We start from the raw sequence: 24,286 nt of genomic DNA, 5'->3' as shown, positions 1-24,286 counted from the left end.
CCCTACGGGACGTGCCTGCGGGCGCGCAGCGCCAGGCTCAGCGCCAGGACCGTCTGCGGGTCGTCCAGGTCCGTGCCCAGCAACTCCCCGATGCGCGCCAGGCGGTTGTAGAGGGTCTGCCGGTTGAGGTGCAGCTCCCGGGCGGTCTCCGCCTTGCGGCCGGCGTGGGCGAGGTACGTCGCCAGGGTGGGCAGCAGCGGCGGCTTGGAGCGCCTGTCGTGCTCCAGGACCGGCCCCAGGGCCCGGTCGACGAACGCCGCCAGGTCCGGCTGGTCGCGCAGCCGCCACAGCAGCAGGTCGATGTCGAGGCGGCGGGCGTCGTACCAGGGCCGGTCCGGCAGTCCCCGGGCCGCGGTCGCCGTCTCGGCCGCGTGCCGCAGCCCCGAGGCCACCGCCGCCCAGCCGCCGCCCAGCCCCACGACCACCACGGGCGGCTGCCCGCCCGGCCGCAGCATCCCGGCCCGGCCCACCCCCGCCCGCAGGGCCGCCGCGACCCGGTCCGCGACCGTCTCCCGCTCGGACTCGGCGCGCAGCCCCAGCAGCACCAGCAGCCGCCCCTCCACCGGCCGCACCCCGAGCAGCACCGGCACGCCCACCCCGGCCAGCTCCTCCGACACCGCCCTCGCCAGCACCGCCCAGCCACCGCCGGACGGCAGGGCGTCACCGAGCCGCATCACCACCGGCAGCAGCGGGCCCTCACCCGGCCGGAACCCCAGCACCCGCGCCTGCGCCGGGGCGTCCTCCGCGGTGACCCGGCCCTCGGCCAGGTCGGTGAGGAAGTCGCCGCGCCCGCGCGCCGCCAGCTCCTCCTCCTGCCGGGCCTGCATCAGCACCACGGCGAGGATCCCGGCGGCGCGCTCGGCGGCCATCCGGTGCACGGGCGCCAGGGCGGCGCGGACGGGCAGCAGCACCAGCCGCGCGCGGACGCCACCGCTGCCCGGCCCGCCCCCCGGCACGTCGACCAGGACCGACCCGGCCAGCGGGGGCTCGCCCTTGTGCTGGCCGCGCAGCCCCTCCCACACCTGCAACGGGTCGGCGCCCTCGGGACCGGGTCCGGCGGCGTACAGCAGCTGTCCCTCCGCCGTCTCCAGGAACACCGGGTTGTGGGCGAACTCGGCGAGGATGCCGAGCACCTGGGGCACCCCGCCGCCGCCCAGCACGGCCTGCGTGCACCGCCGGTGCACCTCCTCGGCCCGCTGGAGCAGGGCGTAGTGGCCGTTGACGATCTCGGTGTGGACCTCTTCGGTGACCGTGACGAACGCCACCTCGCGGTGCAGCTGGACCAGGGGCAGCCCGGCGCTGCGGGCGGTGTCGACGAGGGCCGCGGGCAGCCGGGTGAAGCGCGGCCCGAGCTCCACCACCAGGGCGGCGATGCCGCGCTCGGCCAGGGTGCGCACGAACGCCCGCTGTTCGGCGGGGCGCGTGCCGAGGCCGTAGCCGGTGGTCAGCAGGAGTTCGCCGCCCTTGAGCAGCGAGGCGATGTGCGGCACCTCGCCGGCGTGCACCCAGCGCACCGTGCGCCCGAGCCGCTCGGCGCCCGCGAGCACCTCGGGCAGCCCGCTGCGCAACGCGGGCAGCTCCAGGGCCCGCTGCACGGTGATCCCGGCGCCCTGGGTGCCGTACGCGCTGTCCGTCCCGCTGTCCATGTGCCGGACGGTACCCGGGCCGGTGCCCCGCGGACATTCCAGGGCGGCAGCGGAACGATCACCGTCGCGCCCACCCGCCGCGGACGGCGCCGGATTACCGCGTGGCCGGCCGGGTACCGGCGCGGTCATGGACATGAGCGTGGTGGCGGTGGGGCGGGAGGACGACAGTCCGGTCGAGGAGCCGTTGCGGGTCGCGGTGCTCGCCGACCGGCTCGGGTACCGGGAGGTGTGGGCGGGCGAGGGGCCGACCTGGGACGCGTTCGTGCTGGCGACGGCGATCGGCGCGGCGACCGGGCAGGTGGCAGTGACCGCCGGGCCTGTGCCGGTGAACGTGCGCGATCCCCTCACGGTCGTCCGGGGCGCGGCCTCCGCCGCGGCCGTCACGGGCCGGAGCGTCGGCGTCGCCCTGGGCACCTCCAGCAAGCGGGTCGTGGAGGGCGTGCACGGCCGGCCGCGCACCCGCCCCGCCACCACCCTCGCGGGGTCGGCGGCGGCCGTACGGGCGCTGATGGACAGCCTGCCCGGCGAACCGGTGGTGCCCGGCAGCGGCTTCCCGCGCCGGCTGCCGCCGCCCGGCGGCCTCCTCACCGTCGCCGCCTTCGGGGAGCGGGCGGTCGCCGCGGCCGTGGCGCACGCCGACCGGATGCTGCTCGACATCGTCTCGCCCGGGCAGGTGCGCCTGCTGCGCGAGCGGATGCGCACGGCGGCCGAGGCGGCCGGACGCACCCCGCCGCGGCTGGCCGCCTGGCTGCCCGCCGCCGTGGACCCCGAACCGGAGGCGGTCACGCAGATCCTGCACAGCGTCGCGGGGTACCTGGCCGTGCCGGGCTACAGCGACATGTTCATAGACGCCGGTTTCGCCGAGGTCGTGGAACTGGCCGTGAAGGGCGCCGACCGGGACACCCTCGTCCAGGCCCTGCCGCCCGAGGCCGCGGCCACCGTCGCCCTCGTCGGCGACGCGGCCGCCGTCCAGGCCCGGATCGACGCCTACGCCGAGGCCGGGCTGGACGAGATCGCCCTGGTCCCCGCCACCGCAGGCGACCCGGCGGGGGAGCGCACGCTCACGGCGCTCGCCCCGGGGTGAGAGCTGGGGCGAGCGCCGGAGGGAGCGCCGTGGTGCGGGCCGGGTGAGCGCCTGGGCGGGCCGTGCCGGTCAGCCGCCGTAGGCGCCCGAGGCCGTCAGCCGCAGCGCCGTGTCGATGAGCGGCACGTGGCTGAAGGCCTGCGGGAAGTTGCCCACCTGACGCTGCAGGCGCGGGTCCCACTCCTCCGCGAGCAGCCCGAGGTCGTTGCGCAGCGACAGCAGCTTCTCGAACAGCCGGCGGGCCTCGTCCACCCGGCCGATCATCGCCAGGTCGTCGGCCATCCAGAACGAGCAGGCGAGGAACGCGCCCTCGTCGCCGGGCAGGCCGTCGACGCCCTCGTCGTCGCCCTCGGTCGGGTAGCGCAGGATGAAGCCGTCCGGCGTGGACAGCTCCCGCTGGATCGCCTCGATCGTGCCGATGACGCGCTTGTCGTCCGGCGGCAGGAAGCCCACCTGCGGGATCAGCAGCAGGGAGGCGTCCAGCTCCTTGGAGCCGTAGGACTGCGTGAAGGTGTTGCGCTCCTTGTCGTAGCCCTTCTCGCAGACGTCCCGGTGGATCTCCTCGCGCAGTTCCTTCCAGCGCTCCAGCGGGCCGTCGGCGTCGCCGGACTCGATCAGCTTGATCGTGCGGTCGACGGCGACCCAGGCCATCACCTTGGAGTGCACGAAGTGGCGGCGCGGGCCGCGCACCTCCCAGATGCCCTCGTCCGGCTCCTGCCAGTGCCCCTCCAGGTAGCGGATGAGCTTGAGCTGGAGCAGCGAGGCGTAGTCGTTGCGGGCGAGGCCCGTCATGTGGGCCAGGTGCAGGGCCTCGGTGACCTCGCCGTACACGTCCAGCTGGAGCTGGTGGGCCGCGCCGTTGCCGACCCGGACCGGGGCGGAGTTCTCGTAGCCCGGCAGCCAGTCCAGCTCCGCCTCGCCCAGCTCGCGCTCGCCGGCGATGCCGTACATGATCTGCAGGTTCTCCGGGTCGCCGGCGACCGCGCGCAGCAGCCACTCGCGCCAGGCGCGGGCCTCCTCGCGGTAGCCGGTGCGCAGCAGCGAGGACAGGGTGATGGCCGCGTCGCGCAGCCAGGTGTAGCGGTAGTCCCAGTTGCGGACGCCGCCGATGTCCTCCGGCAGGGAGGTGGTCGGCGCGGCCACGATGCCGCCGGTGGGGGCGTACGTCAGCGCCTTCAGCGTGATCAGCGAGCGGACCACGGCCTCGCGGTACGGGCCGTGGTACGTGCAGTGGTCCACCCACTCGCGCCAGAAGTTCTCCGTCGCCTCCAGCGACTGCTCCGGCTCGGGCAGCGGCGGCGGCTGCTTGTGCGAGGGCTCCCAGGAGATCGTGAACGCGATCCGCTCGCCCGGCGAGACGGTGAAGTCCGCGTAGGTCGTCAGCGACTTGCCGTAGGTCTCGGCGGAGGTGTCGAACCACACGGAGTCGGGGCCCGCGACGGCGACCGTGCGCCCCTCGTGCTTGTGCACCCAGGGCACCACCCGGCCGTAGGAGAAGCGCATCCTGAGCTCGGACCGCATCGGCACGCGGCCCGAGACGCCCTCCACGATGCGGATCAGCTGGGGGGCGCCGTCACGCGGCGGCATGAAGTCCGTCACCCGGACCGTGCCGCGCTGGGTGTCCCACTCGGACTCCAGGATCAGCGAGTCACCGCGGTAGTGGCGCCGGGCCGCGGTGGGCGGTTCCTGGTCGGGGGCGTACGCGGGGCCGAGCCGCCAGAAGCCGTGCTCCTCGGTGCCCAGCAGGCCGGCGAAGATGGCGTGCGAGTCGAAGCGGGGCAGGCACAGCCAGTCGACCGTTCCGTCCCGGCAGACCAGGGCAGCGGTCTGCATGTCTCCGATGAGTGCGTAGTCTTCGATGCGCCCGGCCACGTGCAACTCCAGTCGAACGGCCACGTCACCCCGCAAGGGGGCTGTCGCTTGGTGCGGTCAAGGGGGTTCAGCAGATCTTGCAATCCGTCGTTGAGCGATGAAGCAAAACAGGTCACTCGGCCGTGAAGCAAAGCGCCGATTGTTGCTCAACGAACTGACGAGCTCGCGTGGTTCCGGTTCGTACGGGCGGGGGGTGGTGCCGTGGGGCCGGGCGGGCTCGGCAGCGAGTGTCCGAGCAGGATACGACGCACACGGATGTTCCGGGTGCCCGTCGCGGCAAGGCGGGTACGCCGAACGAGTGAGCAAGGGGTGAGGAACCGGTGACGGTGACCACGCCGTGTCGGGATGTGCGCGGAGCGTGGCCGGAAGCCATCACCTCGCGGCGCTGATACGCTGGTAGCCCGTGGACCGGTGGGCGTCTGACCCCCGAACCGCACCTCCAGATCGCGACCACGGGAGCCCCCTCTTGGCCATGCCCAATTCCACGACGACCAAGCACATCTTCGTCACCGGGGGTGTCGCCTCCTCGCTCGGCAAGGGCCTGACGGCCTCCAGCCTCGGCATGCTGCTCAAGGCCCGCGGCCTGCGCGTGGTGATGCAGAAGCTCGACCCGTACCTGAACGTCGACCCCGGCACGATGAACCCCTTCCAGCACGGTGAGGTGTTCGTCACCAACGACGGCGCCGAGACCGACCTGGACATCGGGCACTACGAGCGCTTCCTCGACCGCGACCTCGACGGCTCGGCGAACGTCACCACCGGCCAGGTGTACAACACCGTGATCGCCAAGGAGCGGCGCGGCGAGTACCTGGGCGACACCGTGCAGGTCATCCCGCACATCACCAACGAGATCAAGCACCGCATCCGCCGCATGGCGACGGACGAGGTCGACGTCGTGATCACGGAGGTCGGCGGCACGGTCGGCGACATCGAGTCGCTGCCGTTCCTGGAGACCGTCCGCCAGGTCCGTCACGAGGTCGGCCGTGACAACGTCTTCGTCGTCCACATCTCGCTCCTGCCGTACATCGGCCCCTCGGGTGAGCTGAAGACGAAGCCGACCCAGCACTCGGTTGCGGCCCTGCGCAACATCGGTATCCAGCCGGACGCCATCGTGCTGCGCTGCGACCGCGAGGTGCCCACCGCGATCAAGCGGAAGATCTCGCTGATGTGCGACGTCGACGAGGCCGCCGTGGTCGCCTGCCCCGACGCCCGCTCGATCTACGACATCCCCAAGACCGTGCACGGCGAGGGCCTGGACGCGTACGTGGTGCGCAAGCTGGACCTGCCGTTCCGCGACGTCGACTGGACGACCTGGGACGACCTGCTCGACCGCGTCCACAACCCCGACCACGAGATCACCCTCGCGCTGGTCGGCAAGTACATCGACCTGCCCGACGCGTACCTGTCGGTCACCGAGGCGCTGCGGGCCGGCGGCTTCGCCAACCGGGCCCGCGTGAAGATCAAGTGGGTCACCTCCGACGACTGCAAGACCCCCGCCGGCGCCGCGGCCCAGCTCGGCGACGTCGACGGCATCTGCATCCCCGGCGGCTTCGGCGAGCGCGGCGTCAACGGCAAGGTCGGCGCCATCCGCTACGCCCGCGAGAACAAGGTGCCGCTGCTCGGGCTCTGCCTCGGCCTGCAGTGCATCGTGATCGAGGCCGCGCGCAACCTGGCCGACATCGCCGACGCCAACTCCACCGAGTTCGACCCCGCCACGGGGCACCCGGTCATCTCCACCATGGCCGAGCAGATGGACATCGTCGCCGGTGAGGGCGACATGGGCGGCACGATGCGGCTCGGCATGTACCCGGCGAAGCTGGCCGAGGGCTCGATCGTGCGCGAGGTGTACGACGGCAAGGAGTACGTCGAGGAGCGCCACCGGCACCGCTACGAGGTGAACAACGCCTACCGGGCCGAGCTGGAGAAGCAGGCGGGCATCCTGTTCTCCGGCACCTCGCCGGACGGCAAGCTCGTCGAGTACGTCGAGTACCCGCGTGACGTCCACCCCTACCTGGTCGCCACGCAGGCGCACCCGGAGCTGCGCTCGCGCCCGACGCGTCCGCACCCGCTGTTCGCCGGGCTCGTCAAGGCGGCGGTCCAGAGGACCGAGGCCGCGCGGAAGACTGCGAAGTAACACACCAGTTGTACGGTGGCCGGGGTGCATTCCTTCAAAGGGCGTGCACCCCGGTTTCGTTTCGGCAGGCCGGCAGAGTACGTGGCACGTGGTGGAAGGACAGGCATGACGATCAAGGACACTCCCGAGGAGTGGGAAGTCCGGGCGACGAACACTCCGTTCGTGGGAAACAAGACCTCCGTGCGCACCGACGACGTGGTCATGCCCGACGGCACCGTGGTCGGCCGTGACTACCAGGTCCACCCCGGCTCCGTGGCCGTCCTCGCCCTCGACGAGGCCGACCGCGTCCTGGTCCTGCGCCAGTACCGCCACCCCGTGCGCCACAAGCTGTGGGAGATCCCGGCCGGTCTGCTCGACGTCCCCGGCGAGAACCCGCTGCACGCGGCACAGCGCGAGCTGTACGAGGAGGCGCACGTCAAGGCCGAGGACTGGCGGGTGCTGACCGACGTCTACACCACGCCGGGCGGCTGCGACGAGGCCGTGCGCATCTTTCTCGCCCGGGATCTGTCCGAGGCGGTGGGTGAGCGGTTCGCGGTCGCGGAGGAGGAGGCCGACATGGAACTCGACCGGGTGCCGGTCGAGGACCTGGTGCGGGGTGTGCTCGCCGGTGAGCTGCACAACAACTGCCTGGTCGTGGGGGTGCTGTCCCTCGTCGCAGCGCGGTCCGGGGACGGGCTCGACGCGTTGCGGCCGGCTCAGGCTGCCTGGCCGGCTCGGCCGTTCGAGGTGTAGCGCTCCGCCGGGTGTAGCGCACCGCCGGGTGTGGCGGGGCGACGGGGTGGGGTTGTGCCGGCCCCGTCGGCGGGTGCGGCGGCGTTGTGGTTCGTTGCGCAGTTCCCCGCGCCCCTGGGTGGGTGGCGGCTGGTTGGCGGGTGCGGCGGCGTTGTGGTTTTTTGCGCAGTTCCCCGCGCCCCTGAGTGGGTGACGGTTGGGCTTCGTGGGTGGGCGGGCTCCCTTCGGGGGTGGGGCGGTGTTCGGTCGTACGATCTGCTGATCCGATCGGGGGACGTGTCCGTCGTGCCCGTCGTGCTCCTCCGGGGGCGTTGCAGAGCGTGAACTAGGCTCTGGGGCACGCCCGAACCGGAGTCCCGGCGGGCTCGCGTGTGCGGTGGGACGGGAGTGTGGCCCGTGACGGATCAGGTCGTGAAGACGGACGACGCGCGTCCGGCCGGGAGCACTGCCGTGCAGCCCGAGTTCCTGGGCCGCACGCGGGAGTTGAAGGAACTGCGCGCCGACATCGAGCGCGCCGGACTGGACACCCTGGCCGGCCGCAAGGCACCCCGCGCGCGGGTGCTGCTCATCGCCGGCCGGCCCGGATCCGGCCGCACCGCACTGGCCGCGGAACTCGTCCGGCAGGTCGCGGACCGTTACCCCGACGGGGTGCTGCGCGCCCGCCTGACCGACCCCGACGGCACCCCCGTACCCGTGGAGCGCGCCGCGCGGGACCTGCTCGCCGCCCTGGAGGAGCCGGCCCCGGCCGGAGCCGGCGAGGACGACCTCACCGACGCCCTGCGCACCGCTCTGGCCGACCGCCGGGTCCTGCTCCTGCTGGACGACGCGGCGGACGCCGAGCAGGTCGACGCCCTGTTGCCCGACAGCCCGGACTGCCTCGTCGTCGCGGTCTCCGAAGGCCCGCTGACCGGCATCTCCGACGTCCGCCCCTGCACCCTGGGCGGACTGGACGCGAAGTCGGGGGTGGAGCTGCTGGCCCGGCACACCGGTTCCGTCCGCGTCACCGTCGACCCGCGGGCCGCCGAGTGGCTCGCCGAGGAGTGCCAGGGGCAGCCGGCGGCGCTGGTGCTGGCGGGCGGCTGGCTGGCGGCCCGGCCCAACGCGGCCGTCTCCGACCTGGCCAAGCAGCTGCGCGCGGAGGACGCCGAGGGCACCGCCCTGACGAGGGTGTTCCGGCTCGCCCACGCCGCACTGCCCGCGAGCGCCGCCCGGATGCTGCGCCTGCTCGCCCTCGCCCCGGCCGGGCTGGTCGACCCGCAGACGGCCTCCGCGCTGGCCGGCTGCTCGGTCGACAGCGCCCGCGGCATCCTCGACGACTTCGTGGCCCTGGGCTTCCTGCACGCCGTCGACTGCCCGCTGCCCCAGTACGAGGTGCCCGCGTGCCTCCACCCCGAGCTGCGGGTCCTCGCCGCGCACCACGAACGTCCCGCCGAGCTCCAGCTCGCCCGCGCCCGCATGCTGGAGCGGATCGTGCGGCTGCTCCAGGCCTGCCGGGCGATCACCGAGACCGACAGCCCGCAGGCCCGCCAGAAGCTCCTGGAGATGCCGCGCACCCTGCGCTTCCCCACACCCCGCGCGGCCGCGGAGTGGCTGCGGCTGACCCGGCCCGCCCTGCTGGCCGCCGCCCGGCTCGCGGTGGCCGACGGCGAGCTGGACACCCTGGCCCGGCGTCTGATGTCGCAGCTGGTCCGGGCCACGGCGGCCCACGTCGGGACCCGGGCCGCGGCGCCCGACCTGTACGAGATCCACAGCCTGGTCCTCGACGTGGCCGCGCGGCGGAACCTGCCCCGCGAGCGCGCCGCCGCCCTGCTGAACCTCGGCGACCTGGACGCGCGGAGCGGCCGTACCGAGGACGCCCTGGTGCGCTACCGGGACGCGCTGGACGCCGGACGCGAGGTGAACGACCTGTACGCGACCGGCCGCGCGATGGAATCCGTAGGGGCGGCGCACCTGGAGCTCGGGGACGTCGACCGGGCCGCCGACTGGTTCGGCCGGGCCCTGGTCGAGCGGCTCGCCCGCGGCGAGCGCGCCGACGCCGCCCGGCTGTACGGGCGCATCGCCGCCGCGCACACCGTCGCGGGCCGCTACGGCGAGGCCCTGCGGAACTGGCGCGCCGCGGTCGCCGGACACCGCAGGAGCGGCGACGCGGGCGCCCAGGCGCGGGCGCTGGGCGAGCTGGCACGGGTCCAGGAGTACGCCGGCCGGTCCGAGGAGTCGCTGCGCACCTGCCGGGAGGCCGTGGAGTGGGCGCGGCGGGCGGAGGACCCGCGCCTCCAGGCGGCCCTGCACCAGCGGGCGGCCGAGACCCTGGAACGCCTCGGGGATCCGGCCTCGGCCGGGCTGCACCGCAGTGCCGCAGAGCAGATTCTGGGCGACTCAAACCTTCAAAACGACCCGGACGCCTGCGAAATCCGTACCGCATCCGCTGAAGATTGATGCAATGAAAGGCTAGACAGGTGGAACGCCTTCATTAGACTGGCTCTGCCGCACGTTCCCTGCGGTCTCTCCCGGTGTGCCCGTGCGTGCCCGGGTATGTCTAAGAAATACCCCCCATACCCTCTGAGCCAAGGACCGTGATCGACGTGAAGGTCGGCATCCCCCGCGAGGTCAAGAACAACGAGTTCCGGGTGGCCATCACCCCCGCCGGCGTGCACGAGCTGGTGCGCCACGGCCACCAGGTCGTCATCGAGCGCGACGCCGGTGTCGGCTCCTCGATCACGAACGAGGAGTACGTCGCCGCCGGTGGCCAGATCCTGGACACCGCCGACGAGGTCTGGGCCGCCGCCGACCTGCTGCTGAAGGTCAAGGAGCCCATCGCCGAGGAGTACCACCGCCTCCGCAAGGACCAGACGCTCTTCACCTACCTGCACCTGGCCGCGTCCAAGGAGTGCACCGACGCCCTGCTGGAGTCCGGCACCACGGCCATCGCCTACGAGACCGTCGAGCTGCCGAACCGCGCGCTGCCCCTGCTCGCGCCGATGTCCGAGGTCGCGGGCCGGCTGGCCCCGCAGGTCGGCGCCTACCACCTGATGCGCGCCAACGGCGGCCGCGGTGTGCTGCCCGGCGGCGTCCCCGGCGTGCTGGCCGGCCGTGCCGTCGTCATCGGCGGCGGTGTCTCCGGCTGGAACGCCGCGCAGATCGCCATCGGCATGGGCTTCCACGTGACCCTGCTCGACAAGGACATCAACAAGCTCCGCGAGGCCGACAAGATCTTCGGCACGAAGATCCAGACCGTCGTCTCCAACGCCTTCGAGCTGGAGAAGGCCTGCCTGGAGGCCGACCTCGTCATCGGCGCGGTGCTGATCCCCGGCGCCAAGGCCCCGAAGCTGGTCACCAACGAGCTGGTCTCGCGCATGAAGCCCGGAAGTGTTCTTGTCGACATCGCGATCGACCAGGGCGGCTGCTTCGAGGACTCCCGTCCGACCACGCACGCCGAACCGGCCTTCAAGGTCCACGAGTCGGTCTTCTACTGCGTCGCCAACATGCCCGGCGCGGTGCCCAACACCTCCACCTACGCGCTGACCAACGCCACGCTGCCCTACATCGTCGAACTGGCCAACCACGGCTGGGTGGACGCGCTGCGCCGCGACCCGGCGCTGGCCAAGGGCCTCAACACGCATGACGGCAAGGTCGTCTACCGCGAGGTCGCGGAGGCGCACGGCGTGGAGCACGTCGAGCTGTCCTCGCTGCTCGGCTGAGCCGCGCACCGACACCCCGGCAGCCGGTAAGTCGGCTAAGTCACCCCACGGCAAAGGCGATACGTCAACACAGGTCGTCAACGCCGCGCATCCGGCCGGACCTTGCCCGCAAGGTCCGGCCGGATGTGTGTATGGTCACTTCGCGGTTCTCGGGCAACTCGCCTCGAACGTAACCCTTCAACCGATTCGCACACCGGTGAAACCTGCCGTGCGACGGCCGTACGCCCTTGACAGCGGGATGTTTCATTGCCGACACATCGGGCCGGGTCCGGCGGATTGTGTTGCTGCGGACGCCCGACACGCCATAGAGTCGCCAACCGTCGGCATGGTGCCACGCTGACCTGTCTAGAAGTTTCCTGGTCACCAAGGAGGTAAGACGACTTGTGAATGAGTCGACATTTACTCCCGGAGGTGGTCAACCAGGAATGCCTGCACGGGACCAGGAGCCCGCGGGCTTCGCGGCTGTCGGCTCCGTCGCTGTGCGCACCTTCGCAGCCCACCAGAGTCAGCAGGCGACTCACACAGCACACCAGAAGATGGATGGCCATCACGTGAACGCCATGGCCGGCGACGGAAGTGGCGCGCCCCACAACCACTTCGCCGACTACGACGAACTGCCCGAGGGGCACTTCTACGACCCCGACGCGGAGTACGAGCCCGATCCGGAGTACGCGGCCACTCTCGCGCCCGACGCGGCCAGACAGCGCCGGGAGCGCGTCGGCCCGACCGGGCGCCCGCTGCCGTACTTCCCGATCCCGGGCCCGCTGACCGACCACGGACCCGCGAAGATCATCGCGATGTGCAACCAGAAGGGCGGCGTCGGCAAGACCACGTCGACCATCAACCTGGGTGCCGCGCTCGCGGAGTACGGACGCCGTGTCCTGCTCGTGGACTTCGACCCGCAGGGCGCGCTGTCGGTCGGACTCGGCGTCAACCCGATGGAGCTCGACCTCACCGTCTACAACCTGCTCATGGAGCGGGGGATGGCGGCCGACGAGGTGCTGCTGAAGACGGCGGTCCCCAACATGGACCTGCTGCCCAGCAACATCGACCTGTCGGCGGCCGAGGTCCAGCTCGTCTCCGAGGTCGCCCGCGAGTCGACGCTGCAGCGCGCCCTGAAGCCGCTGCTGGACGACTACGACTTCATCGTCATCGACTGCCAGCCCTCGCTCGGCCTGCTCACGGTCAACGCCCTGACGGCCGCGCACAAGGTGATCGTGCCGCTGGAGTGCGAGTTCTTCGCGCTGCGCGGTGTGGCCCTGCTGACCGAGACCATCGAGAAGGTCCAGGAGCGGCTCAACCCCGACCTGGAGCTCGACGGGATCCTCGCCACGATGTACGACTCGCGCACGGTGCACAGCCGTGAGGTGCTCGCGCGGGTCGTCGAGGCGTTCGACGACCACGTCTACCACACGGTCATCGGGCGCACGGTCCGGTTCCCGGAGACCACGGTCGCCGGTGAGCCGATCACCACGTACGCCTCCAACTCCGTCGGTGCCGCCGCCTACCGCCAGCTCGCCAGGGAGGTGCTCGCCCGGTGTCACGCCGAGTGAGTCTGCCGGGGGCCGACGAACTCTTCCGTACGACAGGGGGGATGGGGCTGCAGCCGTCCTCGCCCCGGCGTCCGGCCAACGGCGACGCCCGGGTGCCCGCTCCGGCGGGGGAGGGCGGCGCGGCGGCGGAGGACGCCCCGCAGTCGGTGCCCGCGCAGGGCGGCGACGGCGAGGGCGCGGAGCACGTCGCGGCGGACACGGACCGGTCCGAGGCCGCGGAGTCCCGCAGTCGTTCCGGCTCCGGCCGGCGGCCGGCGGCGCAGGAAGGTTCTGCCGCGGACGCGGCGGCCCCGCGCAAGCGCGGACGGGCGGCGGCACGCCGGCCCAGCGGCCGTGAGCGGCACGACGAGAAGATCACCGTGTACGTGTCCGCCGAGGAGCTCATGGACCTGGAGCACGCCCGGCTCGTGCTCCGCGGCGAGCACGGCCTGGCCGTCGACCGCGGGCGCATCGTCCGCGAGGCGGTCGCGGTGGTCCTCGCCGACCTGGAGACCCGGGGAGACGCCAGCATCCTCGTACGACGGCTGCGCGGGCGGTAGCGGTAGCCTGCGGGGGTCATGACCTCGAACGTCTCCCCACCACCCCCCGGCGGCCCGGCCGGCCGCAGGCGTGCGCTGGGGAGGGGCCCGGGGGCTCCACGGCCCGAGCCGCCGGACACGGACCGGCCCGGGGGAACGCCCGAGGTCCCCGACGAGCCGCACGCGGACCCGGCCCCGGAGACGGCCGGCGCCGCGAGCGCCGGTGTCTCGTCGCCCGAGGCGGCTGAGGGCGCCCGGGGGGCCGTCGCGGGGGAGCCGCCCGCCGCAGAGGGACCGAGGGTCCCGGCCGCGTCGGACGCGGCGGTCACGGCGACCGGTCCGAGCCGCGCGCCCGGGTTGGCCGGTCCCGAGGCCGTCGCGCCCGGGCCCGTCGCTTCCGAGGCCGTCGCGCCCGAGTCCGGGGCTTCCGGGGCTTTCGTGCCCGAGTCCGGGGCTTCCGAGGCCGTCGTGCCCGAGTCCGGCGCCGGAGCGCGTCGCGCGGACGTGCCGGGTTCCGTCGCCGAGGAGGCCGCCGCGGCTCCCCAGGGGGCGGTGGCGACCGCGGTGCTCGCTGCCGGGACCGGCACGCCTGTCGCAGACCCCGCCGTCGAGACCGGGGCGGGCGACGGCGTCGACGGTGACGGCAAGGTCTTCAAGGTCCGGCTCGCCAACTTCGAGGGGCCCTTCGACCTGCTGCTCCAGCTGATCTCCAAGCACAAGCTGGACGTCACCGAGGTCGCGCTGTCCAAGGTGACCGACGAGTTCATGGCGCACATCCGGGCGCTGGGGCCGGACTGGGACCTGGACGAGACGACCGAGTTCCTGGTGGTCGCGGCCACGCTGCTGGACCTGAAGGCGGCCCGGCTGCTGCCCGCCGCCGAGGTGGAGGACGAGGGCGACCTCGCCCTGCTGGAAGCCCGGGACCTGCTCTTCGCGCGGCTGCTGCAGTACCGCGCGTACAAGCAGATCGCCGACATCTTCCACGGCCGGCTGGTCGAGGAGGGCCGGCGCTACCCGCGCACCGTTGGGCTGGAGCCGCAGCACGCCGAGCTGCTGCCCGAGGTGGTCATCAGCATCGGGGCGGAGGGGTTCGCCAGGCTGGCCGTCAAGGCGATGCAGCCGCGGCCCGAGCCGCAGGTGTACGTCGACCACATCCACGCCCCCCTGGTCAGTGTGCAGGAGCAGGCGCAGGTCGTCGTGGCGCGGCTGCGGGACCTCGGCGAGGCCAGCTTCCGGGTGCTCGTCGAGGACACGGACGACACCCTGACGGTCGTGGCCCGCTTCCTGGCCCTGCTGGAGCTGTACCGCGAGAAGGCCGTCGCACTGGAGCAGGAGACGGCACTGGGCGACCTGCTCGTGCGGTGGACCGGCGGCGACGGGGACGAGGCGCCGGCCGTCACGGACGAGTTCGACCGGCCGCCCGAGCCGCCGAAGGAGGAGGAGAAGACGTGAGCCAGCCGACCGACGGCCTGCCGGACGGCACCCGCGGCGTCGCGGACCTCGACCTCAAGCCCGCCCTGGAGGCGGTCCTCATGGTCGTGGACGAACCCGCGACCGAGGAGCACCTGGCGAAGATCCTGGAGCGGCCCAGGCGCCGGATCGCGGACGCGCTGCGCGAGCTGGCCGACGAGTACAGCGCACAGGGACGCGGCTTCGAGCTGCGGTACGTCGCGGGCGGCTGGCGCTTCTACACGCGGGCCGCCTACGCCCCGGCTGTCGAGCGCTTCGTGCTGGACGGCCAGCAGGCCCGGCTCACCCAGGCCGCCCTGGAGACCCTCGCCGTCGTCGCCTACCGCCAGCCGGTCAGCCGCAGCCGGGTCTCCGCCGTGCGCGGAGTGAACTGCGACGGTGTCATGCGCACCCTCCTCCAGCGCGGTCTGATGGAGGAGGCGGGCACGGAACCCGAAACAGGTGCGATCCTGTACAGGACGACGAACTACTTCCTGGAGCGGATGGGCCTGCGCGGTCTGGACGAGCTCCCGGAGCTCGCGCCCTTCCTCCCGGAGGCGGAGGCGATCGAGGCCGAGACCCAGGAGGGCGTACCGTCGTTCGATCCGGACGCGCCCGACGACGACGCGCCGGGCCGCCCGGTGAGCCCGGGGACCGACGACGAAGACGACCAGACGGAACTTTGATGCGAAGCAGCAGCGGCAGGAACAGCAGCGGAAACAACGGCGGGAGCCGTGGTGGCAACAGCGGCGGCCGCGGCGGGAGTGGCGGTGGCCGCGGGAACTACCGCGGCGCCGGCAACAACCGCGACGACAAGCAGGGCAGCGGCCGTCCGAAGAAGCCGCGCCCGGAGGAGCGGCGCTACGACGTCGGCCCCGGCGCGACGCAGGACGGCCCGAAGTGGGGACGCGGCCCCTCCGCCCGCGGCGGTGCCAAGGGCGGCCCCAAGCAGGGGCAGCGCTCCGGCGGACGGACGGCCCCCGCGCGCTCGCGTGAGTACGAGGCGCGGACGGAGGAGCGCAACCGCGACCGCTACGCCGGCAAGCCGGAGGTCAAGCTCCCCAAGACCTTCCCCGGCGCCGAGCAGGAGGGCGAGCGGCTGCAGAAGGTCCTCGCCCGGGCCGGCTTCGGCTCCCGGCGCGCCTGCGAGGAGCTGATCGAGCAGGCCCGCGTCGAGGTCAACGGCGAGATCGTCCTGGAGCAGGGCAAGCGGGTCGACCCCGAGAAGGACGAGATCAAGGTCGACGGCCTGACCGTCGCCACGCAGCGCTTCCAGTTCTTCTCGCTGAACAAGCCCGCCGGGGTCGTGTCCACGATGGAGGACCCCGAGGGCCGGCAGTGCCTCGGCGACTACGTCACCAACCGTGAGACCCGGCTCTTCCACGTGGGCCGGCTCGACACCGAGACCGAGGGCGTCATCCTGCTCACCAACCACGGCGAGCTGGCGCACCGGCTGACCCACCCGAAGTACGGCGTGAAGAAGACCTACCTCGCGCACATCGTCGGCCCCATCCCGCGCGACCTGGGCAAGAAGCTCAAGGACGGCATCCAGCTGGAGGACGGCTACGCGCGCGCGGACCACTTCCGGGTGGTGGAGCAGACCGGCAAGAACTACCTGGTCGAGGTGACGCTCCACGAGGGCCGCAAGCACATCGTGCGCCGGATGCTGGCGGAGGCCGGCTTCCCGGTCGACAAGCTGGTGCGGGTCGCCTTCGGGCCGATCACCCTGGGCGACCAGAAGTCGGGCTGGCTGCGCCGGCTGTCCAACACCGAGGTCGGCATGCTGATGCAGGAAGTCGACCTCTAGGCCTTGTGAGCCAGCCCCACCCCCTTTTATAGTCGTCCTGACTATAAAAGGGGGTGGGGTCGTGGACGGCTACGACAAGTACGCCCACGAACCGTTCGCCGTCACCGCCGACCTCGCCGTGTTCACCCTGCGCGAGGGCGTCCTCCACGCCCTCCTCGTCGAACGCGGGCAGGAACCGTACGCGGGACGGTGGGCACTGCCCGGCGGGTTCGTGCAGCCGGACGAGTCCGCGGAGACGGCCGCACGGCGCGAACTCGCCGAGGAGACCGGCCTGTCCGACGTCTCCGGGCTGCACCTGGAGCAGGTGCGCACCTACAGCGAACCCGGCCGCGACCCGCGGATGCGGGTCGTGTCGGTTGCGTTCGCCGCGCTGCTGCCCGACGCCCCCGAGGCGCACGGCGGCAGCGACGCGGCCCAGGCCCGCTGGGTGCCGTACGGCACGGCCGGGCCGCTCGCCTTCGACCACGACCGCATCCTGGCCGACGCGCACGACCGGGTGGGCGCCAAGCTCGAGTACACCTGCCTCGCCACCGCCTTCTGCCCGCCCGAGTTCACCCTCGGCGAGCTCCAGCAGGTCTACGAGGCCGTCTGGGCCACCGGACTCGACCGGCCCAACTTCCGGCGCAAGGTGCTCGCCACCCCCGGCTTCGTCGAACCCGTCCCCGGTGCCGCCCGGCTGACCGGCGGCCGGGGCAAGCCCGCCGCGCTCTACCGCGCCGGCACCGCCACCGCACTCCACCCGCCTCTCCTGCGGCCGACCCGGGAAGGACGCCCCGCATGACCACCCTCGTCCACAAACAAGCCGCCACCGGAGCACTGACGGGGCTCGCCCTCGGGGACGCGCTCGGGTTCCCGACCGAGTTCCACGACGTACCGGCGATCCTCGCCAAGTGCGGCCCCTGGCGGCGGATGGAGCTGCCGACGCCGGCGATCGTCACCGACGACACGCAGATGACGCTGGCGCTGGGGCGGGGCCTGCGGACCGCCATGGACCGGGGCGTGCTCGAACCCGCGAGCATGGCCGAGGCCGTACGCCGGGAGTTCATCGCCTGGAACCGCTCCCCGGAGAACAACCGCGCCCCCGGCAACACCTGCCTGCGGGCCTGCGCCCTGCTCGAACGGACCGACCTCCCCTGGCAGGACGCCAGCCAGGTCCACTCCAAGGGCTGCGGTGCCAACATGCGCGTCGCGCCCCTGGGCCTGGTCCCCGGCCTGAGCGACGAACAGCGTGCGGGGGCCGCCCAGTTGCAGTCCGCCCTCACCCACGGGCACCCCACCGCCCTGGCTGCCTCCGACCTCACCGCGCACGCCGTCCACCTGCTCGCCCGGGGCACCGAACCCACCGGCCTGGTCGGGCGCCTGCGCTCGTACGCCCTGGAGAACCGCGGCCACTACCACGAGCGCTGGCTCGGCGACCTGTGGCGGCGGGCCGGGGACCCGGGTCCGGAGCAGTACATCGCGCGGGGCTGGGACGAGTGCCTGGCGATCCTCGACCGGCTCCAGCACGCCGTGCGCACCGTCTCGCCGGAGACCGACCCGTGCCTGGCCACCGGCGAGGGCTGGATCGCGGAGGAGGCCCTGGCGACCGGGCTGCTGTGCTTCCTGCTCTTCGTCGACGAGCCCCTGACGGCCCTGCGCCGCGCCGCCTGCACCGCCGGCGACTCGGACTCCCTCGCCTGCCTGGCCGGCGCCTTCGCCGGCGCGTACCTGGGCGCGGAGGCCTGGCCGGCCGAGTGGGCCGACCGCATCGAGTACCGCGGCGACCTCGTCGCGCTCGGCGCCCTCTGGGACGCGTGAGCCATGACCGGCACCCTGGACGCCATGGGCGTCGACCTGAGCCCCGTGGTGGCCGAGCAGCCCGACCCGGTGCTGTTCGCCACCGTCTCCGGAGCCCACCTCTACGGCTTCCCGTCCCGCGACTCGGACGTGGACCTGCGCGGCGTGCACCTGCTGCCGGCCGCCGACCTGGTCGGCCTGCGCGAGCCCCAGGAGACGCGCTCCCTCATGTGGGACCGCGACGGGATCGAGATGGACCTCGTCACGCACGACCTGCGCAAGTTCGTCCGCCTGATGCTGCGCCGCAACGGCTACGTGCTGGAGCAGCTGCTCTCCCCGCTCGTCGTGCACACCACCGACACGCACCGCGAACTGGCCGCGCTCGCCCCCGGCGTCCTCACCAGCCACCACGCCCACCACTACCGGGGCTTCGCGAAGACCCAGTGGCGGCTGTTCGACAGGACCGGCGAACTCAAGCCGCTGCTCTACACGTTCCGCGTCCTGCTCACCGGCATCCACCTGATGCGCAGCGGCGAGGTGCAGGCGCACCTGCCGACGCTGATCGGCGAGGTCGACGCGCCCGCCTGCCTGCCGGAACTCATCGCGGCGAAGGCCGAGCGCGAACACGGCCCGGCCGGGGTCGACCGGGCGCGCGTGCTCGAGGACGTCGAGCGGCTGCACGCGGTGCTGGACGCCGCGCAGCAGGACTCGGTCCTGCCCCCGGCCCCCACCGCCCACGACGCCCTGCACGACCTCGTCGTACGGGTCCGGCTGCGGGGCTGAGGCGCGGCGTGGCCGCGAATCAGGCTCTCGGGCTGCATGCCCCCCGGAGCGTACGCGCGGCGATCAGGCGAGGCGGATCGAACCTCCCTCCACCGTGATCTGCTCCGCGGGCAGCGGCTGCGTCGCCGGGCCGTTGACGACGGACCCGTCGGAGACGCGGAAGCGGCTGCCGTGGCAGGGACAGTCGATCGTGCCGTCGGAGACGGAGCCCACCAGGCACTGCCGGTGGGTGCAGATCGCCGAGAAGGCCTTGAACTGCCCCTTCTCGGGCTGGGTGACCACCACCTTCTCGTCCTTGAAGATCCTGCCCCCGCCGACCGGGATGTCGCCGGTGGCGGCGAGCCGCCCGCCGGCCTTCGTGCCCTCGTCCGCGGGGGACTCGGCCGACGAGGAGCCGTCTCCGCCCCCGCCGCAGGCGGCGGCGAACACCGCCGCGCCCGTCGCCCCCGTCGCCAGGAGAACCGTGCGCCGCGTGGTCTCGTACGTCATGTCGTCACTCCGGATGTCGAGAAACCGAGAAACCGAGAATCAGAAGAACAAAGAGAAAGGGAAACGTAAGGAGTGGCCGAAAAAAGGGGCATTCCGGGCCGCTGTCACGAAAATACCCAACAGGCCGCCGCCCCGGCGTCTCACCGGGCGGGCGCCGCGCACCCGGCCCGCACAGGCTGACTAGGCTGGCCGGACAACAGCGACACGTACGTCAGCAAGGAGCATCGCCGTGGCGGTACGAGCGGTCCGGGGCGCCGTCCAACTCGAACGGGACGAGGCCGGGCACATGGACGAGCAGGTCGGAGCCCTGCTCACGGCCATCCTGGAACGCAACGACCTCAGCGCCGACGACCTGATCAGCATCTGGTTCACGGCCACGCCCGACCTGCACAGCGACTTCCCGGCGGCCGCCGCCCGCAAGCTGGGCATCGTCGACGTCCCGCTGATCTGTGCCCAGGAGCTGGACATCGAGGGCGCCATGCCCCGGGTCGTCCGGGTCCTCGCGCACATCGAGTCCGACCGGCCCCGCTCCGGCATCGCCCACGTCTACCTCGGTGCCGCGGCCGCCCTGCGCAAGGACATCGCCCAGTGAGAACCGCACTCGTCATCGGAGCCGGGCTCATCGGCACGTCGGCCGCCCTCGCCCTGGCCCAGCGGGGCGTCACCGTGCACCTCGCCGACCACGACCCCGAGCAGGCCCGCACGGCGGCCGCACTCGGCGCCGGCACGGACGAGGCCCCCGACGGGCCCGTCGACCTGGTGATCGTCGCCGCGCCCCCCGCGCACGTGGCCGACGTGCTGACCGACGCCATGCGCCGGGGCGCCGGGCGCGGCTACCTCGACGTCGCCAGCGTCAAGGGCGGGCCGCGCCGCGAGCTGGAGGCACGCGGCCTCGACCTCTCGGCGTACATCGGCACCCACCCGATGTCGGGCCGGGAGAAGTCCGGCCCGCTCGCCGCGACCGGCGACCTCTTCGAGGGCCGCCCCTGGGTGCTGACGCCGACCCGGGACACCGACACCGAGGTGCTGAACCTCGCGCTGGAGCTGGTCTCGCACTGCCGGGCCGTGCCGGTCGTGATGGACGCCGACGCCCACGACCGTGCCGTCGCCCTCGTCTCCCACATGCCGCACCTGGTCTCCAGCCTGGTCGCCGCGCGTCTGGAGCACGCCGAGGAGTCCGCGGTGCGGCTGTGCGGGCAGGGCATCCGGGACGTGACGCGGATCGCAGCCTCCGACCCCGGCATGTGGATCGACATCCTCTCCGCGAACCCGGCGCCGGTCGCCGACCTGCTCACGGACGTCGCAGCGGACCTGGCGGAGACCGTACGGGCCCTGCGCGCCCTGCAGTCGTCCGACGAGGACGAACGGCGCACGGGCGCCGGCGGGATCGAGGACGTGCTGCGGCGGGGCAACGCCGGGCAGGTCCGCGTGCCCGGCAAGCACGGGTCCGCCCCACGGGCCTACGAGGTCGTGGCCGTACTGATCGACGACCAGCCGGGGCAGCTGGCGCGGATCTTCGCCGACGCGGGGCAGGCCGGCGTCAACATCGAGGACGTGCGGATCGAGCACGCGACGGGGCAGCAGGCCGGTCTCGTGCAGCTGATCGTGGAGCCGAAGGCGGTGCCGGTGCTCAGTGCCGCGCTGCGGGAGCGAGGCTGGGCCCTGCGGCAGTAGGGGGTGCGCGGCCGGCGGTCGCCGGGCCCCGGGACGCGCGGCCGGACGAGTGACGCGTACCCAGTAACCTTGTGCGGGGCGGTCGCGCCCTCACCCCCTCAGGCCCGGTTCAGGAAGGTCCCCACAGTGGAAAGCGCCACGCCAGTGATTGTCGCCATCGACGGCCCGTCGGGCACGGGCAAGTCGAGCACCTCCAAGGCCGTGGCGGCGCAGCTCGGACTGAGCTACCTGGACACCGGCGCCCAGTACCGGGCGATCACCTGGTGGATGGTGAACAACGGCATCGACATCGAGGACCCCGGCGCGATCGCGGCCGCCGCCGGCAAGCCCGAGATCGTCTCCGGCACCGACCCGAAGGGGCCGACCATCACGGTGGACGGCGTCGACGTGGCCGCCCCGATCCGCACCCAGGAGGTCACCTCCAAGGTCAGCGCGGTCAGCGCGGTGCCCGAGGTGCGGGCCCGGATCACCGAGCTGCAGCGCTCGATCGCGGCCTCCGCACCAGGCGGCATCGTCGTCGAGGGCCGCGACATCGGCACCACCGTCCTGCCGGACGCCGACCTGAAGATCTTCCTCACCGCCTCCGCGGAGGCGCGCGCCGCCCGCCGCAGCGGCGAGCTCAAGGGCGCCGACGTGAACTCCACCCGCGAGGCCCTGATCAAGCGGGACGCCGCCGACTCCAGCCGCAAGACCTCGCCGCTCGCCAAGGCGGACGACGCCGTCGAGGTGGACACCACCGAGCTCACGCTCGACCAGGTCATCGAGTGCGTCGTCACCCTGGTCGAGGAGAAGCGGGCCGGGAAGTGACCGAGCTGCCTTCGGCACGCGGCGCGGAGGTCGGGCGGCGCATCGGCGTCGGCCTGATGTACGGGCTGTGGAGACCGCGCGTGCTCGGCGCCTGGCGGGTGCCCACCCAGGGCCCGGTGATCCTGGCGGTCAACCACTCCCACAACATCGACGGCCCGATGGTCATGGGCGTGGCACCCCGGCCGACGCACTTCCTGATCAAGAAGGAGGCGTTCGTCGGCCCGCTCGACCCCTTCCTGCTCGGCATCGGGCAGGTCAAGGTCGACCGCGACACCCCCGACCGCACGGCCGTCACCCAGGCGCTCGGGGTGCTGAAGGACGGCGGCGTGCTCGGCATCTTCCCGGAGGGCACCCGGGGCGAGGGCGACTTCGCCTCGCTGCGCGCGGGCCTGGCGTACTTCGCGGTGCGCAGCGGGGCCCCGGTCGTACCGGTGGCCGTGCTGGGAAGTTCCGGGCGCCCCGGACGGTTGATAAAGGCGCTGCCCCCGCTGCGCTCGCGCGTGGACGTCGTCTTCGGCGAGCCCTTCGAGGCGGGCGACGGCAGCGGCCGCCGCACGCGCAAGGCGCTGGACGAGGCCACCGGGCGCATCCAGAAGCAACTGGCCGCCCACCTGGAAAACGCCAGGCGCCTGACCGGGCGCTAGGCGACACTGAGTAGTGGATCAGCCGCACCGACCGCGGGTGCTCCACCGACCACCACGATGAACGACGAGGTACGGACTTCATGAACGACCACAGCCAGCCCGACGGCTCGGACGCGTACGAGGGCGCGCACGAGCACGAGCACGGGGCGCTCGGCGACGCCGAGTTCGCGGAGTTCATGGAGCTCGCCGCGGAGGAGGGCTTCGACCTCGAGGACGTCGAGGGCGCTCTCGAGGAGGCGGGCCACGGCCCGCTGCCCGTGCTCGCCGTCGTCGGCCGCCCCAACGTGGGCAAGTCGACCCTCGTGAACCGCATCATCGGGCGCCGCGAGGCCGTCGTCGAGGACAAGCCCGGCGTCACCCGCGACCGCGTGACCTACGAGGCCGAGTGGGCGGGCCGCCGCCTCAAGGTCGTCGACACCGGCGGCTGGGAGCAGGACGTCCTCGGCATCGACGCCTCCGTCGCCGCCCAGGCCGAGTACGCCATCGAGGCCGCCGACGCGGTCGTGTTCGTCGTCGACGCCAAGGTCGGCGCCACGGACACCGACGAGGCCGTCGTGCGGCTGCTGCGCAAGGCCGGCAAGCCCGTCGTGCTGTGCGCCAACAAGGTCGACGGCCCGAGCGGCGAGGCCGACGCGGCCTACCTGTGGTCGCTGGGCCTGGGGGAGCCGTACCCGGTCTCCGCGCTGCACGGCCGGGGCACCGGCGACATGCTCGACCAGGTCCTCGAGGTCCTGCCGGAGGCGCCGCGCGAGACGTTCGCCGGCGGCGGCATCGGCGGCCCGCGCCGCATCGCGCTGATCGGCCGTCCCAACGTCGGCAAGTCCTCCCTGCTCAACAAGGTGGCCGGCGAGGAGCGCGTCGTCGTCAACGAGCTGGCCGGCACGACCCGCGACCCGGTCGACGAGCTGATCGAACTCGGCGGCGTGACCTGGAAGTTCGTCGACACGGCGGGCATCCGCAAGCGGGTCCACCTCCAGCAGGGCGCCGACTACTACGCCTCGCTGCGCACCGCGGCCGCCGTGGAGAAGGCGGAGGTCGCCGTCATCCTGATCGACGCCACCGAGTCCATCTCGGTGCAGGACCAGCGGATCGTCACGATGGCCGTCGAGGCGGGCCGCGCGGTCGTCATGGCGTTCAACAAGTGGGACACCCTCGACGAGGAGCGCCGCTACTACCTGGAGCGGGAGATCGAGACCGAGCTCGGCCAGGTCGCGTGGGCGCCGCGGGTGAACGTCTCGGCCCGCACCGGCCGGCACATGGAGAAGCTGGTCCCGGCGATCGAGACGGCCCTGGCCGGCTGGGAGACCCGGGTCCCGACGGGCCGGCTGAACGCCTTCCTGGGCGAGCTGGTGGCCGCCCACCCTCACCCGGTGCGGGGTGGCAAGCAGCCGCGCATCCTGTTCGGCACCCAGGCCGGTACCAAGCCGCCGCGGTTCGTGCTGTTCGCCTCCGGGTTCATCGAGGCGGGCTACCGACGCTTCATCGAGCGCCGGCTGCGTGAGGAGTTCGGCTTCGAGGGCACGCCGATCCACATCTCGGTGCGGGTGCGCGAGAAGCGCGGCCGCAAGAAGTAGCACGGCACAGCAGGAGGGGCGGCCCCCGGGTGGGGGCCGCCCCTCC

Annotated in this window: 21 protein-coding genes; 18 read left to right on the top strand and 3 right to left on the bottom strand. The window is 73.0% G+C overall.

Annotated features, from left to right (window positions below):
- Positions 1–2: 2 nt before the first annotated feature.
- Positions 3–1,646: a PucR family transcriptional regulator gene (locus ACZ6ZN_RS30000; RefSeq protein ID WP_451877499.1), complete on the bottom strand. Its 1,644-nt coding sequence runs from the start codon at positions 1,644–1,646 to the stop codon at positions 3–5.
- A 127-nt stretch (positions 1,647–1,773) separates the two neighbouring features.
- On the opposite strand from ACZ6ZN_RS30000, the gene ACZ6ZN_RS29995 reads away from it, so the two are divergent.
- Entirely contained in the window at positions 1,774–2,730 is a 957-nt protein-coding gene (locus ACZ6ZN_RS29995; protein ID WP_469651029.1) for an LLM class F420-dependent oxidoreductase, read from the top strand.
- Between the two features lie 69 nt (positions 2,731–2,799).
- Here ACZ6ZN_RS29995 and ACZ6ZN_RS29990 read toward each other — a convergent pair whose 3' ends face one another.
- On the bottom strand, positions 2,800–4,602 hold the full coding sequence (locus ACZ6ZN_RS29990) for a glycoside hydrolase family 15 protein (protein ID WP_398110787.1): 1,803 nt from the start codon (positions 4,600–4,602) through the stop codon (positions 2,800–2,802).
- Positions 4,603–5,074: 472 nt separating this feature from the next.
- Between ACZ6ZN_RS29990 and ACZ6ZN_RS29985 the strand changes: the two genes are divergently transcribed.
- From ACZ6ZN_RS29985 to ACZ6ZN_RS29930, 12 genes are all read left to right on the top strand, one after another.
- Complete coding sequence (locus ACZ6ZN_RS29985) at positions 5,075–6,736, top strand: CTP synthase (protein ID WP_451877497.1); 1,662 nt, start codon at positions 5,075–5,077, stop codon at positions 6,734–6,736.
- A gap of 105 nt (positions 6,737–6,841) precedes the next feature.
- Positions 6,842–7,468 (top strand): NUDIX domain-containing protein, encoded by a 627-nt coding sequence (locus tag ACZ6ZN_RS29980; RefSeq protein WP_398110456.1) that lies wholly within the window; start codon positions 6,842–6,844, stop codon positions 7,466–7,468.
- Between the two features lie 396 nt (positions 7,469–7,864).
- Complete coding sequence (locus ACZ6ZN_RS29975; RefSeq protein ID WP_469651026.1) at positions 7,865–9,904, top strand: tetratricopeptide repeat protein; 2,040 nt, start codon at positions 7,865–7,867, stop codon at positions 9,902–9,904.
- A 137-nt stretch (positions 9,905–10,041) separates the two neighbouring features.
- Positions 10,042–11,166: an alanine dehydrogenase gene (gene ald / locus ACZ6ZN_RS29970; RefSeq protein ID WP_451877495.1), complete on the top strand. Its 1,125-nt coding sequence runs from the start codon at positions 10,042–10,044 to the stop codon at positions 11,164–11,166.
- 425 nt (positions 11,167–11,591) lie between these two features.
- Positions 11,592–12,719 carry a ParA family protein gene (locus tag ACZ6ZN_RS29965; protein ID WP_369198037.1) on the top strand — a complete coding sequence of 376 codons (1,128 nt, stop codon included), beginning with the start codon at positions 11,592–11,594 and terminating at the stop codon, positions 12,717–12,719.
- Positions 12,704–13,258: a hypothetical protein gene (locus tag ACZ6ZN_RS29960; protein ID WP_398110459.1), complete on the top strand. Its 555-nt coding sequence runs from the start codon at positions 12,704–12,706 to the stop codon at positions 13,256–13,258. The genes ACZ6ZN_RS29965 and ACZ6ZN_RS29960 overlap by 16 nt, the downstream gene beginning before the upstream one ends.
- A gap of 417 nt (positions 13,259–13,675) precedes the next feature.
- Positions 13,676–14,689, top strand: a complete 1,014-nt coding sequence (locus ACZ6ZN_RS29955) for a segregation and condensation protein A (protein WP_469651020.1) — start codon at positions 13,676–13,678, stop codon at positions 14,687–14,689.
- Positions 14,686–15,372: an SMC-Scp complex subunit ScpB gene (gene scpB / locus ACZ6ZN_RS29950; RefSeq protein WP_469651018.1), complete on the top strand. Its 687-nt coding sequence runs from the start codon at positions 14,686–14,688 to the stop codon at positions 15,370–15,372. The genes ACZ6ZN_RS29955 and scpB overlap by 4 nt, the downstream gene beginning before the upstream one ends.
- Positions 15,372–16,493, top strand: a complete 1,122-nt coding sequence (locus ACZ6ZN_RS29945; RefSeq protein ID WP_398110461.1) for a pseudouridine synthase — start codon at positions 15,372–15,374, stop codon at positions 16,491–16,493. The genes scpB and ACZ6ZN_RS29945 overlap by 1 nt, the downstream gene beginning before the upstream one ends.
- A gap of 61 nt (positions 16,494–16,554) precedes the next feature.
- Positions 16,555–17,274 carry an NUDIX hydrolase gene (locus ACZ6ZN_RS29940; RefSeq protein WP_469651015.1) on the top strand — a complete coding sequence of 240 codons (720 nt, stop codon included), beginning with the start codon at positions 16,555–16,557 and terminating at the stop codon, positions 17,272–17,274.
- Positions 17,271–18,290 (top strand): ADP-ribosylglycohydrolase family protein, encoded by a 1,020-nt coding sequence (locus ACZ6ZN_RS29935; protein WP_469651012.1) that lies wholly within the window; start codon positions 17,271–17,273, stop codon positions 18,288–18,290. The genes ACZ6ZN_RS29940 and ACZ6ZN_RS29935 overlap by 4 nt, the downstream gene beginning before the upstream one ends.
- Positions 18,291–18,293: 3 nt before the next feature.
- Positions 18,294–19,052, top strand: a complete 759-nt coding sequence (locus tag ACZ6ZN_RS29930; protein WP_451877490.1) for a nucleotidyltransferase domain-containing protein — start codon at positions 18,294–18,296, stop codon at positions 19,050–19,052.
- 63 nt (positions 19,053–19,115) lie between these two features.
- Here ACZ6ZN_RS29930 and ACZ6ZN_RS29925 read toward each other — a convergent pair whose 3' ends face one another.
- The gene (locus ACZ6ZN_RS29925; RefSeq protein WP_469651009.1) at positions 19,116–19,541 is read right to left on the bottom strand and encodes a Rieske (2Fe-2S) protein; all 426 of its coding nucleotides are present in this window, start codon (positions 19,539–19,541) and stop codon (positions 19,116–19,118) included.
- 229 nt (positions 19,542–19,770) lie between these two features.
- On the opposite strand from ACZ6ZN_RS29925, the gene aroH reads away from it, so the two are divergent.
- From aroH to der, 5 genes are all read left to right on the top strand, one after another.
- Positions 19,771–20,133, top strand: a complete 363-nt coding sequence (gene aroH / locus ACZ6ZN_RS29920) for a chorismate mutase (RefSeq protein ID WP_369198046.1) — start codon at positions 19,771–19,773, stop codon at positions 20,131–20,133.
- Entirely contained in the window at positions 20,130–21,215 is a 1,086-nt protein-coding gene (locus ACZ6ZN_RS29915; protein WP_469651007.1) for a prephenate dehydrogenase, read from the top strand. The genes aroH and ACZ6ZN_RS29915 overlap by 4 nt, the downstream gene beginning before the upstream one ends.
- 126 nt (positions 21,216–21,341) lie before the next feature.
- The gene (gene cmk / locus ACZ6ZN_RS29910) at positions 21,342–22,022 is read left to right on the top strand and encodes a (d)CMP kinase (protein WP_398110467.1); all 681 of its coding nucleotides are present in this window, start codon (positions 21,342–21,344) and stop codon (positions 22,020–22,022) included.
- Entirely contained in the window at positions 22,019–22,666 is a 648-nt protein-coding gene (locus ACZ6ZN_RS29905) for a lysophospholipid acyltransferase family protein (RefSeq protein WP_398110468.1), read from the top strand. Before cmk ends, ACZ6ZN_RS29905 begins: the two co-directional genes overlap by 4 nt.
- An 80-nt stretch (positions 22,667–22,746) precedes the next feature.
- Complete coding sequence (gene der / locus ACZ6ZN_RS29900; protein ID WP_469651005.1) at positions 22,747–24,240, top strand: ribosome biogenesis GTPase Der; 1,494 nt, start codon at positions 22,747–22,749, stop codon at positions 24,238–24,240.
- The last annotated feature ends 46 nt before the right edge of the window (positions 24,241–24,286 follow it).

It is taken from the genome of Streptomyces sp. NPDC053665 (assembly GCF_055585285.1).
This window is presented reverse-complemented; position numbering and strand designations above follow the sequence as displayed.

Coding starts and splice junctions, on each gene's coding strand:
- ACZ6ZN_RS30000 (WP_451877499.1), bottom strand. CDS start 1,646: ATGGACAGCGGGACGGACAGCGCGTACGGCACCCAGGGCGCCGGGATC.
- ACZ6ZN_RS29995 (WP_469651029.1), top strand. CDS start 1,774: ATGGACATGAGCGTGGTGGCGGTGGGGCGGGAGGACGACAGTCCGGTC.
- ACZ6ZN_RS29985 (WP_451877497.1), top strand. CDS start 5,075: ATGCCCAATTCCACGACGACCAAGCACATCTTCGTCACCGGGGGTGTC.
- ACZ6ZN_RS29980 (WP_398110456.1), top strand. CDS start 6,842: ATGACGATCAAGGACACTCCCGAGGAGTGGGAAGTCCGGGCGACGAAC.
- ACZ6ZN_RS29965 (WP_369198037.1), top strand. CDS start 11,592: ATGCCTGCACGGGACCAGGAGCCCGCGGGCTTCGCGGCTGTCGGCTCC.
- ACZ6ZN_RS29945 (WP_398110461.1), top strand. CDS start 15,372: ATGCGAAGCAGCAGCGGCAGGAACAGCAGCGGAAACAACGGCGGGAGC.
- ACZ6ZN_RS29935 (WP_469651012.1), top strand. CDS start 17,271: ATGACCACCCTCGTCCACAAACAAGCCGCCACCGGAGCACTGACGGGG.
- ACZ6ZN_RS29930 (WP_451877490.1), top strand. CDS start 18,294: ATGACCGGCACCCTGGACGCCATGGGCGTCGACCTGAGCCCCGTGGTG.
- ACZ6ZN_RS29925 (WP_469651009.1), bottom strand. CDS start 19,541: ATGACGTACGAGACCACGCGGCGCACGGTTCTCCTGGCGACGGGGGCG.
- der (WP_469651005.1), top strand. CDS start 22,747: ATGAACGACCACAGCCAGCCCGACGGCTCGGACGCGTACGAGGGCGCG.